The following is a 15,873-nucleotide window of genomic DNA, read 5'->3' as shown; positions in this document are numbered from 1 at the left end:
TGGGTTAGTGTTACCCTGCCCGCCTCTGATCCCGCGGCTACTTTGCGCCGTCGCAATATCGATTGATTATTGAACGCGCCCAGCATTGATACAATTGTGAACTAGCACCCGAAATCCCGCGCTTGGCGGGCAAGAAAGAATGCATGGCCAACCCGGACCAATCAACTTCAGTGAAGAAAATCGTCGCTTCCAAAGCAAAACCGAAGACCGGCATGCCGCCAGTGGTTGGCATCGGCACCTCCGCCGGCGGACTGGAAGCGCTGACGCAATTCCTTGAAAACGTGCCGCTGGCAAGCGGGCTGGCGTATGTCGTGATCCAGCACCTGGACCCGACCTACAAAGGCATGCTGCCCGAGCTACTGCAGCGCGTCACCCCGATGGCTGTTTTTCAAGCCACCGACCGCATGAAGGTCAAGCCGAACTGCGTCTATGTGATTCCGCCCAACAAAGATATGTCGATCCTGCACGGCCTGCTGCACCTGCTGGAACCGGCAGCGCCGCGGGGGCTGCGTTTACCGATTGATTTCTTCTTTCGGGCGCTGGCCGAAGATCGGCGTGAAATGGCGATCGGCGTCATTCTGTCTGGCATGGGTTCGGACGGTACGCTGGGCTTGCGCGCCATCAAGGAAAAAGCCGGACTGGCCCTGGTGCAGGAGCCGGCCAGCGCCAAATTCAATGCGATGCCGCACAGCGCGATCAATGCCGGACTGGCCGACATCGTCGCCCCTGCAGAGGAATTGCCGGGAAAAATCGTAACCTATCTGCGGCAAGTGCGCCCGAACACCGGGCATGAACCGATTCTGGAAAGCAAGTCCCAGAGCGCATTGGAAAAAATCGTCATCCTGCTGCGCGAGCGCACCGGCAACGATTTTTCGCTCTACAAGAAAAACACCGTATACCGCCGCATCGAGCGCCGCATGAGCCTGCACCAGATCGACGCGATTAGCAATTACGTGCGCTATCTGCGCGAAAATCCGCAGGAGCAGGACTTGCTGTTCAAGGAATTGCTGATCGGCGTCACCAATTTCTTCCGTGATCCGCAGGTCTGGGATTATTTGCAAAATGAAACACTCCCTGCGCTATTGGCCGCGCATCCGAATGGCAAAGTGCTGCGGGCGTGGGTGCCGGCCTGCTCGACTGGCGAAGAGGCGTACTCGCTGGCCATTGTTTTCAAGGAAACGCTGGAACGGATCAAGCCGAAAGCGCGCTATTCATTGCAGATTTTCGCCACCGATCTGGATCATGATGCGATCGACCGTGCGCGTCAGGGACTCTTTCCCACCAATATTGCTGCGGATGTTTCTGCCGAGCGCCTGAGTCGATTTTTCATAGCCGAGGAAAAAGGCTACCGGATTGGCAAGGAAATCCGGGAAATGGTGGTTTTTGCCCCGCAAAACATCATCATGGACCCGCCTTTCACCAAACTCGACATCCTGACCTGCCGTAATCTGATGATCTATCTCGGGCCGGAACTGCAAGCCAGACTGATACCGCTGTTTCACTACGCACTCAACCGCGACGGCATTTTGCTGCTGGGAAGCGCCGAAACCACCGGCAGCTTTACCAGTCTATTCGTGTCGTTGGACAGCAAGGCGCGGCTGTATCGGCGTCTTAGCAATACCTTGCGCACTACGGCGGTCGATTTTCCAGTCAAATTTCCGGTCGGATTAAGCGTCGTGCAGGAGCAAAACAAGGTCGTCAACCCGGCCACCAACCTGCAGTTTCAAGCCGATCAGTTTTTATTGCAGCAATGCACGCCGGCAGCAGTTCTGGTCAACGCCGAGGGCGACATCCTGTACATCAATGGGCGCACCGGAAAATATCTGGAACCGGCTGCAGGCAAAGCCAACTGGAATATTTATGCGATGGCGCGCGACAGCTTGCGCCACCAGTTGAGCAGCGCATTCAAAAAAGTGGTGCGCCAGACTGGCGCCGTCATGCTGGAAAATTTGCGGCTCGAAGGCAGCGGCGACGCAGTGCAAACCGTCAATATAACGGTGCAGTTGATTGAAAAGCCGGAACTGCTGCATGGCATGGTCATGATCGTATTTACCGATGTGGCCACACCACTGGTGAAGACGGCTCCAACCACCGCCCTGCTCGACCATGTGCCGCAAGCCGACTTGGAACGCGCCCGCGAAGAGATCCTGCTCATCCGCGAAGAGATGCAGACCTCGCAGGAAGAACTTACCGCCACCAATGAAGAATTACAGTCGACCAATGAAGAACTGCAATCCACCAACGAGGAATTGACCACCTCCAAGGAAGAGATGCAATCCCTGAACGAAGAGTTGCAAACCGTCAATACCGAACTGCAATCGAAGGTAGACGATCTGTCGCTGCTCAACAACGACATGAAAAACCTGCTCAACAGCACCGACATTGCCACCATATTTCTGGACGAATCACTGCATGTACGGCGCTTCACCACCCATGCGACCCAGATTTTCAAACTGATCGGCAGCGATATCGGACGCCCGTTGAGCGACATTGTCACTGATTTAGGCTATCCGGAACTGCAGCAGGACGCCCGCGAAGTGCTGCGCACGCTGGTGTTTTCGCAAAAACAGATTGCAACCGGCGATGGTCGCTGGTTCAAAGCGCGCATCATGCCTTACCGCACGCTGGAAAACGTGATCGACGGTGTGGTAATGACCTTCACCGACATCACCGTCGCCAAACATCTGGAAGCAGAGCTGCGCCTGAAAATCAGCGCCGCCAAGAAATAAGATGACGCGCGCGGCCGCTGATTGCAACATACTCAGCACACTTTTCATCGCACCAAACATATTGCGTCTAAACTTAAATTATGTATAAATAAGCAATGCATTCCATCTTGCGCAGTATGCCAGCTAAAGTGTTGACCACTATGACCTGCAAAGACCTGAAAGGAGATATTAATGACTGCTAACAAACAAAAAATGAATAGTTCTAATGACTCCACAGGCACCGATCATCTGCGTCTGAGAGCGGAGCAGGTGTTGCGCAAGGACGGCCGCAATCCGGCAACATTGCTCAGTGACACGGATGTACGCAAGCAACTGCACGAACTGCAAGTCAATCAAATCGAACTCGCGCTGCAAAATAGCGAACTGCTGGAACTGCAAGATGCCCGACGGGAAATCGAATTGCTGTTGGCGCGCTATACCGATCTTTATGAGTTTGCCCCGATCGGGTATTTCACGCTGGGCCGCGACGCTACCTTGCATGAAGTCAACCTGACCGGCGCCAGTTTGATCGGGCTGGCGCGCTCCAAACTGGTGGGACGGCGCTTTGGCGCTTTCATCTCGCCCGAATCACGTCCGACCTTCAATGCTTTTCTGATACGGGTATTTGCCAGCGAGACAAAACAGTCGTGCGAAGTGCAGCTTCTGAATGCCGAGCAACGCCCGTTTTTCGCCCATATCGAAGCCAATGCCGATGCCGCCGAGCACACCTGCCGCCTGGTGGTGGAAGACATCAGCCTGCGCAAGGCGGCCGAACAAGCACTGCACAACGCCCATGACGACCTGGAAGCAAAGGTACAGGAACGCACTGCGGAACTTATCCAGACCAATGAACAACTCAACGCGGAAATTGCCCAACACCAGCGCACTGAAGAAGCGCTGAAGCACACCCAATATATCTTGCATCAGGCGCAACAAGTGGCGCATGTGGGTAGTTGGGAGCGCGACATTGTCAGCGGCGTATCACTCTGGTCGGATGAATTTTTCCGGATTTGTGGCCTGCCGCCTCAGGCATTTACTCCCAGCATAGCAAATATGTTGCAAGTTATGCATCCGGAAGATGGCAAGGCGGCATATCTGATGATCCAGCACGCAATCGAGCACGATAACAACTTCAGCAGCATCACCAGGATTGTTCGCCCGGACGGGACGATACGGCACGTCCGGTTACAGGGCAACGTCCTGTACAACGAAAACCAGAAGCCACAAACGCTGGTCGGCTCTGTGCTCGACATCACCGAATTCAAGCAAACCGAAGATGCCTTGCTGCAATCGCAGGAAACCATCCGCAGCCTGGCCGCGCATCAGGAAGTCGTCAAGGAAAGCGAACGCAAGCGCATCGCACGCGAAATTCACGACGAACTGGGGCAGAATCTGATGGCCTTGCGCATCGATGCGTCGATGCTGGCAGCACGCACCGCACACAGCCATCCGCGACTCAACGCGAGGGTCAGGACGGCGCTCAATGATATCGATACCACCATCAAATCGGTGCGCGGCATCATCAACAATCTGCGCCCGCCGGTACTGGACTTGGGCCTGCCGGCGGCGTTCGAGTGGCAGGTCAAGGAATTTCAGCGCCGCAGCGGCATTGCCTGCACCCTGAACATCAGCGGCGCCGATGCGCAGTACAAGCTCGATGACGATCAAGCCACCGCACTGTTTCGCATCCTGCAGGAATCGCTGGCTAACGTCAGCCGCCACGCCCAGGCCAATCAGGTCACGATCAGCCTGTCGCAAGAGGCCGGCAACGTATTGATGAAAGTGGCCGACGACGGCATCGGCCTGCCCCCGAATAGCCACAGGAAAACACATTCGTATGGACTGATCGGCATCAAGGAACGCGTCAACACGCTGCACGGCGAACTGATCATCGACAGCCGCGAGAACCAAGGCACCGCTTTGAGCGTCATCATCCCGATTGCGTACCCGTCTGAGAACGCTAAATAACACGTATCCGGCAGCTGGGCTTGCGCCTGGACGGGATTTTTTTATTCACTGATACGCACAAAAAATGCGGTCCACGAAAGACACGAACAAACCTTCTCTGCCACAGTCGAAAGGAGGGTTGTGTATTCTTTCGTACTTTTCGTGTATTTCGTGGACAATGTTTTTCATGTCTTACATGTAACGTGCGCAACAGTTATTTATTTTTTTAGGAAATTCTTTACATGCATTACTGGACCACGATTACCAGCTATGGCGGCAGTACCGTAATGATGCCTGCGGCTGCCGCTTTTGCCGCCTGGCTTGCGCTGGGAGGAGCTTGGCGCATGTCTTTGTGGTGGTGCGGCTTGTTTGGCACCGGCCTGACGATTGTGGTTGCATCGAAAATCGCCTTTATCGGCTGGGGCATCGGCATCCCGGCGCTGGATTTTACCGGCTTCAGTGGTCACGCGATGCGGGCCATGGCAGTGATGCCGGTGTTGTTCTACCTGGTGCTGCAAAATGCCAGCACTGCGACCCGCACCGCCGGAGTGCTGGTCGGGCTGCTGCTGGGGGCGCTGATTTGCACCTCGCGCATTGCGGTGCAAGTCCATTCGGTAGCGGAAGCGGTATCGGGCGGGATGCTCGGCACGGCGGTCAGCCTGGGCTTCATCGCATTATCTTGCAAGCTGGAAAAGCCCCTGCTGAACCGTGCGCTGATGGTCGCAACCCTCATCGGCCTGATAGGCATGTCGTATGTAGAACCGGTACCGTCGCAAAGCGTGCTAATCAAAGTGGCGCTCGCCCTCTCCGGCCATAACGAACCGTATACCCGTGCGAATTGGAAGTTGCATCACGACACGGAACTCGGCGTTACGGGAAAAGTGCAGAATTTCGCTAATATGCGCGTTGAATTGTAGGGGCGGGTTCCAAACCCGCCCTTGCACTTTGGCCACGAAAGGGCGGGTTTGGAACCCGCCCCTACACCCGACTTGATATCGCACAATTTTTATTAAATATACTATAAATAGTATTTTTTTAGAAACCAATTAAAATATGCGGAAGATACCTTGTTTTTAGGCATACTCCCCTATAATTTCAATACAACAAAATCACAGAGACCGCGCCAGACGGATGCCGGTAAATTGCCAGCGCGCGCTGGTCGGGAAAAAATTGCGGTAGCTGGAGCGCACATGATCCACCGGCGTGACGCAGGATGCGCCGCGCAATACATATTGATTGACCATGAATTTGCCGTTGTATTCGCCGATCGTGTCTGAGGAGGCCCGAAAGCCCGGATACGGCGCATAACTGCTCGATGTCCATTGCCATGCAGTATCGAATAATTGCAATAAAGCTTGTTCATCTGACTGCGCTTGGCTATCCACCGCACACTCCCACTCGGCTTCGCTGGGCAGGCGCGCGTCAAACCAGCGGGCGTAAGCATCGGCCTCGAAATAAGACAGTTGGGTAGCCGCGCGCTCCACATCCAGGGTTTGCAGGCCGTGCAGGGTAAATTCCTGCCACTCGCCGTCGGTCTGACGCCAGTACAGCGGTTGTTGAGATTGCTGCGATTGCAGCCAATCCCAGCCTTCGGACAGCCACAACGCGGGCTCCCGATACCCGTCATCCTCGATAAATGCCAGGTATTCGCCATTCGTCACCAGCCGGGACGCCAGCGCGAACGGTTCGACAAACTGCCGATGGCGCGGCAACTCGTTATCAAAGCAAAATCCGCCGCCGGCATGACCGATCTCGACCAAACCGCCCTGATGCTGTTGCCAATGCAGCGGCAACACCAAGGCCAGCGGCGGCACCGCGCCGCTGGCATAAGCGGGCAGCATCGGATTGCAGGAAAGCAGATGCAGAATATCGGTTAGCAACAGTTCCTGATGCTGCTGTTCGTGCTGCAAGCCCAGCGTCACCAGTTGCACCAGTTCGGCCAACCGTGCCGGCGACAACGCAGCGGCGATCAGAATCAGCGCCGCCATGCGGGCATCGACATTACTGCGGTAATCCTCCACCTCGGCCAGGGATGGCCGCGTGATCAGGCCGCGCTGGGCGCGCGGATGCCGGTTGCCGATACCGTGGTAATACGAGTTGAACAGCACACGGAAAGCCGGATGATACGGCTTGAAGTTAAGCTCGAACCGCTCCAGCACAAAAGTCTCGAAAAACCAGGTGGTGTGCGCCAGATGCCACTTGACCGGACTGGCGTCCGGCATCGATTGCACGCAGCAATCCTCGTCGGACAATGGCTCAGTCAGCGCCAACGTGGCCTGTCTTGTCAGGTCGTATTCAGCCAGCAGGGAAATGAGCATGTCGGGCTCCTGGTCCGGTCATACCGCCCGCGCATGCATGACGGCAAACCAGCCGCGCGCATCAGTCCAGGTCCGGATCGCGCCAAAACCGGCTGCGCCAAGCAGTTGAGCAAACGATTGCGGGGTGTACTTGTAACTGTTTTCGGTATGGATGCGATCAAATTCGGCAAAATGGCGCTGCCCACCCGGCCAGCGCACAGTCAGCGGTCGGCGCGCTTCCAGATGCATCTCGACGCGGCTCTGCTGCGGGCTGTAAAACGCCCGATGCAGCCAATCGCGCACCGCAAAATCGGTGCCGAGCAAGCTGTTCAGATGGTGCAACAGATTCAGGTTGAACGCCGCCGTCACTCCCAGCGCATCATCGTAAGCGGCGTCGAGGATGGCGTGATCCTTGATCAAATCGACCCCGATCAGCAGCGCGCCGTCGGCGCCGCAAGCAGCGCGTATCCGGCCCAGAAAGGCCGCCGCCTGTGCCGGCGCGAAATTGCCGATCGACGAGCCCGGGTAAAAAAATACCCGTTTTTCGTGCCTGACGGTAGCCGGCAACTCCAGGCTGCTGGAAAAATCCAGCCCGACTCCCATCATTTCGATAGCCGGAAAGCACGGCCGTATCGGTGCCAGCGCCTGCGCCAGAAAATCGGCCGAGATATCGATCGGCACATACTGGCGCGGCTGCAAAGCAGGAAACAAATGCGCCGCCTTGGCGCAATTGCCGGCACCCAGGTCGATCAAGGTTGATCCGACACCGACTGCCTGTGCGATCTGCGCCAGGTTTTCATCGAAAATCTCTGCCTCGGTGCGCGTCGGATAATATTCCGGCACCAGACAAATCGCCTCGAACAAACGGGAGCCGAGCGCGTTGTACAGGTATTTCGGTGAAACGAAGGCTGGCGCTGCCAGCAAGCCCGATTGCAGTTCGGCGCGTATCGCCTCTGCGTTGGCCGCGCTGTTGTGCAGCAGATCTGCGGCAGTCGCACCCGACGCGGAAAGTCTCTGTGGTAGTGGCATAAGTAGGGATTCAGGTAAGTTGATCGGAAATAAGCAAAGACCGGCAAAAACCAGCAATAACCAGCAACAATCAGCAACACCAGGAGCGACATCTTGGACTTGAATTTTTACCAATTATGCCCGTAACCGGTAATTCGCGGATAATACGCGCCTGAAATAGACACAAAATCGCGCCAAAAATTCTCGCAAACACTAAGAAAGGTTTTTTCATGTCGCATCTCTCGTGCTCCAAAATGCTCAAAACACTGCTGTCAACCGCACTCGCATCAGCCATGCTGCTGTCATCCGGCCTGTCACAGGCACAGCAGGTTTTGCGCGTGTCGGCCATTCCCGACGAAGCACCGACTGAATTGCAGCGCAAATTCAAGCCGCTGGGCGATTACCTGGAGAAAAAACTCGGGATGAAGGTCGAATTCACACCGGTAACCGACTACGCAACCTCGGTCGAAAGCTTGATCAATAACAAACTCGACATGGTTTGGTTCGGCGGCTTCACTTTCATCCAGGCCAAAGTACGCAGCAACAATCAGGTGGTGCCGCTGGTGCAGCGCGCAGAAGACGAGAAATTCAAATCGGTCTTCATCACTACCAGCAAAGACATCACCAAACTGGCAGATTTGAAAGGCAAAACTTTTGCCTTCGGTTCCGAATCGTCCACTTCCGGCCATCTGATGCCGCGTTCCTACCTGCTGGCTGCAAAGATCAATCCGGATACCGACCTGAAGCGCATCGCCTTCTCCGGCGCACATGACGCCACCGTTGCCGCAGTTTCCGGCGGCAAGGTCGATGCCGGCGCACTGAATATTTCGGTCTGGGAAAAACTGGTCGCTGGCGGCAAGGTCGACACCAAAGTGGTGCATGTGTTCTACACCACGCCCGGCTATTACGACTACAACTGGACCGTGCGCGCCGACATGAACCCGGTAGTGCGCAAGAAACTGACCGACGCTTTCCTGGCGCTGGACGCCAAGAATCCGGCCGACAAGGTAATCCTCGACTTGCAACGCGCCAGCAAATTCATCCCGACCAAGGCTGAAAATTATGCAGCTATCGAAGCAGCAGCACGCAACGCCGGCTTGTTGAAATAAGACTGCAATAACAATGTCATTCGTTCTACATGGCGCCAGCGTGCGCCATCCTTCGATCGCGCAGGCAAACGCCGGTTTCGCCCTGACCGATGTCAGCCTGTCCATCGACCAGGGCGAACAGGTCGCACTGATCGGGCCTTCCGGTGCCGGCAAGACTACCTTGCTGCACACTTTCGCCTGCGCCCATCGGGCCCAATCGGGCGAATTTTCCGCTTTCGGAATGTCGCCTTGGAGTTTGACCCACGCCGAGCGCCATCTGCTGCGCGCGCGGCTGTTTCTGGCACCGCAAACGCCGCCGCTGCCGCCGCGCCAGCGCGTGGTGACGGCAGTACTAGCCGGACGCTTGCCACAATGGGGATTTTGGCGGGCGCTGGCGTCGCTGATCAAGCCAGGCGCACTCAACGCGCAAGCCGCCTATGACGCGTTGGCGCGCTTTAATTTGCAAGACAAGTTGTATGCGCGGGTCGATCGCTTGTCCGGCGGCGAACGCCAGCGTTGCGGCATGGCGCGCCTGCTGGTGTCCAGTGCCGAAGCTTTCCTGGTCGATGAACCGCTGTCGGCGCTGGACCCGACACTGGCGCTGCAAACCCTGGCCGCGCTGCAACAAGAGTCTGCCAGCCGCAATGCGACGCTGATCTGCAGCCTGCATCAGGTGGAACTGGCGCGCAGCCATTTCCCGCGCATCGTCGGCTTGCGCGATGGCCGCATCCTATTCGATGCGGCGCGTGCGCAAGTGACCGACGCGATGATTGCGGCGCTGTATCAGAATGCCGGCAGCACGTCGCAACCGGCGAATTTCAGTACACCGCCGCTACCTGCAATCATCATTGGGCACTGCTGACACCGCCATGCCTGTAACCCGTTCGCAGCACCCCGATCCAGCCTGGCGCGCCCGCCTGATGGGCAGCATCATCGCGCTGGTGCTGCTGTGGCCGATGCTGGTGGCGAGCGAATTCAAACCCTGGGTTTTGCTCGATGCACAAAGCCTGAGCGCTGCCGGGCGCTTCCTGGCCGATTTCGTGCCGCCGGCCCATTCGGGCGAATTTCTGCAACTGATGCTGGCAGCAACCTGGCAAACCGTCGCCATGGCTACCGCCGGCCTGACTCTGGCATTGCTGGGAGCAATCCCGCTGACCTTGCTGGTGACGCAGTCGCTGTCGATTTCCCGCCTCGGCAGCGGCCGCATGCGACTGGCCGGCTTCATCATCCGGCAAATTTCCCGCTGGCTGCTGGTGCTGTTGCGCAGCGTGCCGGAACTGGTCTGGGCGCTGCTGTTCGTGCGCATCGTAGGGCTGGGGCCGACTGCCGGCGTGCTGGCGATCGCGCTGACTTACTGCGGCATGCTGGGCAAGGTGTACGCCGAAATCCTCGAATCCACCGACGCCCATGCTACAGAATCGCTGCTGAAAAACGGCAGCAGCCGACTGGCTGCGCTGCTGTATGGCACCTTGCCGGCAGCGGCCTCTGAATTGGTTTCTTACACCACCTATCGCTGGGAATGCGCGATCCGGGGCTCGGTCATCATGGGTTTCGTCGGTGCCGGCGGCCTCGGGCAACGGATGGATGAATCGATGAAGATGCTGGCCGGCGGCGAAGTCGCCACCATGCTGATCATCTTCGTGCTGCTGGTGGCTGGCGCCGATCTGGTCAGCACCTTTTTGCGCAAGCGCTTGGGTTAATGCCATGAAAACCCGTCAAGTTCCCTCGCCGCCGGCAGCCGATTTTTCTGCTGTTGCCATGCTCATTGCGCTGCTGGCACTGATCGTCGCCAGTTTTGCATCGCTGCCGCTGCAATGGAGCGCATTGTTCAGTGCCGATGCGCTGCGCTCCAGCATGGAATTTTTGCATGGCTTCGCGCCGCCCGAGCTGGCCGGACCTTTCCTGCTGAAAATCGCCATCGGCACGCTGGAAACTTTGTCGATGTCGGCGCTCGGCACCGGCATCGCAGTCGTGCTCGGCATCGCGTTGGCGCTGCCGGCCAGCGGCCGCTTTGGCCGCACTGCGCGCGCGGTGATCCGTCTGAAACTGAATATATTGCGTTCGATACCGGAACTGGTCTGGGCCTCGATCCTGCTGATTGCCGCCGGCCTGGGACCGTTCGCCGGCACGCTGGCACTGGCGGCGCACACCACCGGCGTACTGGGACGCCTGTTCGCCGACACGCTGGAAAACCTGCCGCCGGCACCGGAGGCGACGCTGCGCATTAACGGCGCGCGGCCGATGGCGGCCTTCTTTTATGCCACACTGCCGCAAGTGCTGCCGCAAATGCTGTCGTATACACTGTACCGCTGGGAAAACAATATCCGCGCCGCCGCCATTCTGGGCGTGGTCGGTGCCGGCGGGCTAGGCCAGATGCTGAAATACCACCTGTCGCTATTCCAGATGCAGCAAGCCGCCAGCGTCATCATTGCGATGCTGATGATGGTCGGCGTGGTCGATGCAATCAGTTTCTGGCTGCGGCGCGTGATGACCCGGTAGGGGCAGGTTCCAAACCTGCCCTTTCGCGGCCATCATGCAAGGGCAGGTTTGGAACCTGCCCCTACGGACAATTTCTTAAAAACAAGGAGTATCACTATTTTTGCGGCATTCTCCGCATATATTTACTGTTGTTATTAAATATACTCATCGAAATACCAGAGTAGCTTAAATGAAGAATATAAAAGATTACTATCTTGTATTAGGCATCGAAAGCGACGCCTCACTCGCGGAGGTAAAAACTGCCTTCCGGCAAAAAGCGTCATTATTCCATCCGGACAAGAACGCATCGGACGATGCACCAGACAAATTTCGGGAAATCAAGGAAGCGTATGACACGCTGTCGGTCGCAGCAAAACGGTCTGTCTATGATGAAAATCGCCGCCGCAACCTGCTCGACAACCCGATTGAAACAGCCAGAGAAATTTGGACAAATTATATTCAAGGAGTACTGCATTGAGACTTTCCCCATTTTTCCATGACCTCAAATCCGCCTACGATTCCGAACTCGATGACATGAGCACCGACTCTGCCGGCAATGACGTGCTGGCGTCGCGACTGGAAGCGAAGCGGGCCCAAATCCCTTCCCTGATGCCGATGATCAAGAACTATCCGGAAATGGGTGCAGTCGCCTTCCATAACGGCATCAACTTTGTCAGCGGCAAGGCAATGGAAGCGCTGGTAACCAAGGAGCCGGAAGACTTCCCGTTGTGGACAACGCTGCTGCCGTCGCTGGAATTAACCGCATGGGCCAGCAAGCTTGCCAAAACTATCCTTGCACATCCGGACGGCGAACAATTCCTGATCGTCACAGCCGGCCTGGAATATCTGCACTGCAGGGGCGATATCGGCATCCCGCTCCATGCCGGTTCGGATGATGCAGAGGACGCGGATAGTGAGGATGGCGACGAATCTGGCAACGATTATGGCGACGAAAATGATGACAGGAATGACGCAGATTCCGATCTTGCCGAAGCAGGATCAGACTGGCTCGCCGAACAGGGATTTGACCGTAACAACTAATCACTTTTTCGTACTGGATAGCCCATGAACACCATTCCTGCACTACTGAAAGCACAAAGTCTGGTCCGCGCCGGCGATATCATCGGTGCGGAATTTGCGCTGGTATCTCTGGCCGATACCGAGGGCGATTACGCACTGGTAGTCGCCCTCGATGATCTGCCGCCCTCCGACCTGCTGGCGATCATTCGGGAATATGACGTATCCAAGGAATCGATCGTCAATATGCTGGTCACGCCGGAACAATTCGCCCGCGCAGTGGTTCTGGAGACGCGCTACAACGATGTCAGCCACGAGCATTTGCGCGGCATGATCAACTCTGTCATCTTTCGCGAAGACCACGATACCGGCGAATTCCTGAGTGCGATTGGCGCGCTCGATGGCGGCTGCGATGCGCTGGTGGACTATCTGTCCGACAAGGCCGAACGGGTTGAACATTTCTTTCAATACTCGACCTTCGATCTTTTCAAGTATGGCAATGAGTCGAAAACCGCTCTGGTCGATTATGACCTGGCAGCCGACCCCGACGAGCACCCCCGCCTCAGCCTGGAAGAAGTGAATGATCACGACTGGATGGAGTTGACCTGGACGCTGCGCTACGTCACCCCCGATCTGTTCAGCGAAATTCTGTTCATGTTGCGCGCCCGCTGGCGTGACAGCATGCGTCTTGAGGCGCTTGCAGAAGCGGCCTTGAACGCCAAGGAACAGGTCCAGGAAGAAGCTCCTGCCGCTGTATTGGGCGAGGAATCTGCGCTGTAAATAATGCAGTACAACTGTCCACGAAAAACACGAAAGGCACGAAAACAGATCGTAACGGGGTGCGTAGGAATAGATATACACGATATTGTATATTCATTATTACCAATAAATATATTCGGTAAATGCCATAAAAATAGCTATACACCCTATATTTACGAAGCGCATTTACGCTTGAGTCTGTTCGTGCTTTTCGTGTCTTTCGTGGACAATGCTTTTCATGTCTTGCCTGCACCGTGCTGCATCAGACCGTTTTAAACCAATTCCAATTTCCTATGCCCGATAACAGCAACAAGATTTCACTGTACGACGGTCGTCCGTTTTTTGAAAAGGCGCTGCATTTCGGCGTGCAAAACGGCATCATTGATCCTACCAAGGTACGCGCCATTCTGGATGACGCGCCGAAAGGCATGATCCAGATTGCCGACTTTTTTGGCTCCCAATACCTGCGCCCGAATGTGGAAACTGCGCTGACGCGCATGGTCAATCTGGTGAGTCTGTACCTTGAAGAAAAAACCGCTGGGGATGTGGAAAAGGCAGCGCAATCGTTGCGCGACAATTCCTTCCTGTCGCATTCGCGCGGCGGTTCCGAGCTGCTCAAAAAACTGTTTGCCCTGCCGGAAGACGCCATCATCGGCAGCCACAAGAGTACGCAGGTCAAGGATTTTCTGGAAAAATGGTCGCGCCTGACGCCAGTTGCCTATCGGAAAGAACAGAAGAAACGCATAAGCGCCCAAGATGAAATTGCAGCAGCGATCTGGCTCGCCGAACAAGCAGGAATGCCCGCTGACGCACTGGATGATGAAGCCGCCGAATTAGTGATACGCACTGCAATACTGCTGCGTTTGAGCGCCAGCAAAAGTCAGAGCAAGGCAGGCGCGATGCCGAACGCATTCGAATTTGCACAATTGATAGACGCCCTCAGGACCAAGGGCATTACCGCCGACGCCAGAAAACGTGCCCACGTGATCCCCGACGACATGCCGGAGAAGTACAAGGTGATTGTGGAGCGCATTCGCAAGAAAATCGTCAAGACCGACATCCCGGAAATCCTCGACCCAGCCACCACGCTGGCCGAGTTGCTGGACAAGCTCAAGCAAAAATACTTCTTGCGTAGCGACGACGCCGACGATGTGAGCAATTTCGACGCCATCGTCTCGAAAGATTGGACCCGTGTCACCGAAGGCAAATCGGACTCGGACTCCCTGCTGACCCTATTCCTCTGTCTGGCCGGAAGCGCCGCGCCAAAAACCAGTATCAACGAGAAAAAAACACGGGAAATAGTGCGAAAAATCCGCAAGGATGGCATTAATCCGGCATTGGTGCCGGCATACATCAACCAATTTGCCCCATACGAAATGCGCGAAGGCCTGGTTGCGCTATGGGATGATTTTTTTGCGGAAGCAGAAAAATACCTGCTGGACGATTGGGACACAAAATTCGTCGAAGTCCTGTCTTTCTTGAAGGACAACTGCAATATTCTGAAAACGCCGTGATTGGCCGTGGTTGGCCGCAAATCGGTGCGCACCGCGCACCCTACTTCCTGAAATGATTCTGCAATCTGCAAGTTGAGCAGCTATTAACATCGATTAACATCGGCAATTTGGATCAGTGATATCGCCCTCAAGCGGCAGTTCTTGTTACTTCGTCTTCGACTTCGACTGCCGCGCAATGCGCACAATTTCTTGCGCGATATCTTCTGGCGACAGCACAAAATCGATGCACCCGCTATCGATTGCGCTCTCCGGCATGTCTGGCTGGCTCGCCGTACTCAGTTTCTGGGCGATGGTAATGCCGCCAACTTGTTGGATGCCGCACAGCGCTGCGGCCCCGTCGCCATCATAGCCAGAGACGATAACAGCGATAAGCTTGCCATCCCAATAACGGGTCAGTGACCGTAGAAAAATCGTGATGACATCAGGCCAGCCCCGCGGCTTTGAGATTGGCTTTAGCCGGAACTCTCCATCACAAACGTGCAAATCCCGATTTTCAGGGATGATAAATACACGGTTAGGTTCGATTAGCAAACTTTCCGTGATGAGATCGACCGGCATAGTTGTGTAGCGAGGAAGAATTTCATGCAGATGAGTAGGCATGATTGTGATGTGATTAACGATGACGATCGCGACACCCATGTCAGCCGGAAGATTTTGCAATAGCCGAATATAGGCGTCGAGACCGCCGGCCGAACCGCCGACGCAAACAATAGGAAAATCTTTCACCGAGGCACCCGCTGTAATCGACATATATCACCCCAATAGAGCAGTTCAAAAATGCACGCTTCGTTCATAGCAGCCGGCAGTCTGTCAAGAAATCATCATAAGGCACTGCCAGCATACCTTACAAGAAAGACAACTGATGAGGATCAATACGGCACGAGATTTTTTCTGCCCGGTGCTGGCGCGCACTGGAAATTGATTTGATCAGCAGACTTGCCCTTCCCGCTTCCCTGTACCGATACATCTGGTTACCTCGGTTACTCATCCTGTATTGCAGGGCATCGTTGTTTGGCATGTAATACGGACATCAATCCGGAAATATTCCAAGGAGATT

At 55.8% G+C, this 15,873-nt stretch carries 14 protein-coding genes; 11 read left to right on the top strand and 3 right to left on the bottom strand.

What is annotated here, in order from left to right:
* Positions 1-143: 143 nt before the first annotated feature.
* The 3 genes from KGFNPO_RS05125 (at position 144) to KGFNPO_RS05115 (ending at position 5,572) form a co-directional block, all read left to right on the top strand.
* Positions 144-2,729: a chemotaxis protein CheB gene (locus tag KGFNPO_RS05125; RefSeq protein ID WP_472633411.1), complete on the top strand. Its 2,586-nt coding sequence runs from the start codon at positions 144-146 to the stop codon at positions 2,727-2,729.
* Between the two features lie 171 nt (positions 2,730-2,900).
* The gene (locus KGFNPO_RS05120; protein WP_472633410.1) at positions 2,901-4,676 is read left to right on the top strand and encodes a PAS domain-containing sensor histidine kinase; all 1,776 of its coding nucleotides are present in this window, start codon (positions 2,901-2,903) and stop codon (positions 4,674-4,676) included.
* A gap of 221 nt (positions 4,677-4,897) precedes the next feature.
* Positions 4,898-5,572: a phosphatase PAP2 family protein gene (locus KGFNPO_RS05115; RefSeq protein ID WP_472633409.1), complete on the top strand. Its 675-nt coding sequence runs from the start codon at positions 4,898-4,900 to the stop codon at positions 5,570-5,572.
* Between the two features lie 192 nt (positions 5,573-5,764).
* Here KGFNPO_RS05115 and egtB read toward each other — a convergent pair whose 3' ends face one another.
* Together egtB and egtD are read right to left on the bottom strand one after the other, a co-directional pair.
* A complete protein-coding gene (gene egtB, locus KGFNPO_RS05110; protein WP_472633408.1) occupies positions 5,765-6,973 on the bottom strand; it encodes an ergothioneine biosynthesis protein EgtB in 1,209 nt (402 codons plus the stop codon).
* A gap of 18 nt (positions 6,974-6,991) precedes the next feature.
* On the bottom strand, positions 6,992-7,981 hold the full coding sequence (gene egtD, locus KGFNPO_RS05105) for an L-histidine N(alpha)-methyltransferase (protein WP_472633407.1): 990 nt from the start codon (positions 7,979-7,981) through the stop codon (positions 6,992-6,994).
* A gap of 209 nt (positions 7,982-8,190) precedes the next feature.
* Here egtD and KGFNPO_RS05100 point away from each other — a divergent pair, with 209 nt between their 5' ends.
* The 8 genes from KGFNPO_RS05100 to KGFNPO_RS05065 all read left to right on the top strand — a co-directional run bounded on the left by KGFNPO_RS05100 (position 8,191) and on the right by KGFNPO_RS05065 (position 14,816).
* Positions 8,191-9,069 carry a putative selenate ABC transporter substrate-binding protein gene (locus KGFNPO_RS05100; RefSeq protein ID WP_472633406.1) on the top strand — a complete coding sequence of 293 codons (879 nt, stop codon included), beginning with the start codon at positions 8,191-8,193 and terminating at the stop codon, positions 9,067-9,069.
* A 13-nt stretch (positions 9,070-9,082) separates the two neighbouring features.
* Positions 9,083-9,910, top strand: a complete 828-nt coding sequence (locus KGFNPO_RS05095; protein WP_472633405.1) for a phosphonate ABC transporter ATP-binding protein — start codon at positions 9,083-9,085, stop codon at positions 9,908-9,910.
* 7 nt (positions 9,911-9,917) lie between these two features.
* Positions 9,918-10,748: a PhnE/PtxC family ABC transporter permease gene (locus KGFNPO_RS05090; protein WP_472633404.1), complete on the top strand. Its 831-nt coding sequence runs from the start codon at positions 9,918-9,920 to the stop codon at positions 10,746-10,748.
* A gap of 4 nt (positions 10,749-10,752) precedes the next feature.
* Positions 10,753-11,547: a phosphonate ABC transporter, permease protein PhnE gene (gene phnE, locus KGFNPO_RS05085; RefSeq protein ID WP_472633403.1), complete on the top strand. Its 795-nt coding sequence runs from the start codon at positions 10,753-10,755 to the stop codon at positions 11,545-11,547.
* A gap of 169 nt (positions 11,548-11,716) precedes the next feature.
* Complete coding sequence (locus KGFNPO_RS05080; protein WP_472633402.1) at positions 11,717-12,004, top strand: DnaJ domain-containing protein; 288 nt, start codon at positions 11,717-11,719, stop codon at positions 12,002-12,004.
* Positions 12,001-12,567: a hypothetical protein gene (locus KGFNPO_RS05075; protein ID WP_472633401.1), complete on the top strand. Its 567-nt coding sequence runs from the start codon at positions 12,001-12,003 to the stop codon at positions 12,565-12,567. The genes KGFNPO_RS05080 and KGFNPO_RS05075 overlap by 4 nt, the downstream gene beginning before the upstream one ends.
* A gap of 24 nt (positions 12,568-12,591) precedes the next feature.
* Entirely contained in the window at positions 12,592-13,323 is a 732-nt protein-coding gene (locus KGFNPO_RS05070; RefSeq protein ID WP_472633400.1) for a hypothetical protein, read from the top strand.
* A 272-nt stretch (positions 13,324-13,595) separates the two neighbouring features.
* Positions 13,596-14,816, top strand: coding sequence for a hypothetical protein (locus KGFNPO_RS05065; protein ID WP_472633399.1), 1,221 nt, complete (start codon positions 13,596-13,598; stop codon positions 14,814-14,816).
* 144 nt (positions 14,817-14,960) lie between these two features.
* Here KGFNPO_RS05065 and KGFNPO_RS05060 read toward each other — a convergent pair whose 3' ends face one another.
* Complete coding sequence (locus tag KGFNPO_RS05060; protein WP_472633398.1) at positions 14,961-15,566, bottom strand: chemotaxis protein CheB; 606 nt, start codon at positions 15,564-15,566, stop codon at positions 14,961-14,963.
* Positions 15,567-15,873 lie beyond the last annotated feature (307 nt).

The sequence above is a fragment of the Gelidimonas diazotrophica genome, from assembly GCF_055694025.1.
The sequence above is the reverse complement of the archived record's forward strand: the minus strand, read 5'-3'. Positions and strand labels throughout refer to the sequence as shown.

Excerpts from the sequence above, each read along its gene's own strand:
- KGFNPO_RS05090 (WP_472633404.1), top strand. The coding sequence starts at position 9,918 with ATGCCTGTAACCCGTTCGCAGCACCCCGATCCAGCCTGGCGCGCCCGC.
- phnE (WP_472633403.1), top strand. The coding sequence starts at position 10,753 with ATGAAAACCCGTCAAGTTCCCTCGCCGCCGGCAGCCGATTTTTCTGCT.
- KGFNPO_RS05070 (WP_472633400.1), top strand. The coding sequence starts at position 12,592 with ATGAACACCATTCCTGCACTACTGAAAGCACAAAGTCTGGTCCGCGCC.
- KGFNPO_RS05060 (WP_472633398.1), bottom strand. The coding sequence starts at position 15,566 with ATGTCGATTACAGCGGGTGCCTCGGTGAAAGATTTTCCTATTGTTTGC.
- KGFNPO_RS05065 (WP_472633399.1), top strand. The coding sequence starts at position 13,596 with ATGCCCGATAACAGCAACAAGATTTCACTGTACGACGGTCGTCCGTTT.
- KGFNPO_RS05095 (WP_472633405.1), top strand. The coding sequence starts at position 9,083 with ATGTCATTCGTTCTACATGGCGCCAGCGTGCGCCATCCTTCGATCGCG.
- KGFNPO_RS05100 (WP_472633406.1), top strand. The coding sequence starts at position 8,191 with ATGTCGCATCTCTCGTGCTCCAAAATGCTCAAAACACTGCTGTCAACC.
- egtB (WP_472633408.1), bottom strand. The coding sequence starts at position 6,973 with ATGCTCATTTCCCTGCTGGCTGAATACGACCTGACAAGACAGGCCACG.
- KGFNPO_RS05120 (WP_472633410.1), top strand. The coding sequence starts at position 2,901 with ATGACTGCTAACAAACAAAAAATGAATAGTTCTAATGACTCCACAGGC.
- KGFNPO_RS05080 (WP_472633402.1), top strand. The coding sequence starts at position 11,717 with ATGAAGAATATAAAAGATTACTATCTTGTATTAGGCATCGAAAGCGAC.
- egtD (WP_472633407.1), bottom strand. The coding sequence starts at position 7,981 with ATGCCACTACCACAGAGACTTTCCGCGTCGGGTGCGACTGCCGCAGAT.
- KGFNPO_RS05115 (WP_472633409.1), top strand. The coding sequence starts at position 4,898 with ATGCATTACTGGACCACGATTACCAGCTATGGCGGCAGTACCGTAATG.
- KGFNPO_RS05125 (WP_472633411.1), top strand. The coding sequence starts at position 144 with ATGGCCAACCCGGACCAATCAACTTCAGTGAAGAAAATCGTCGCTTCC.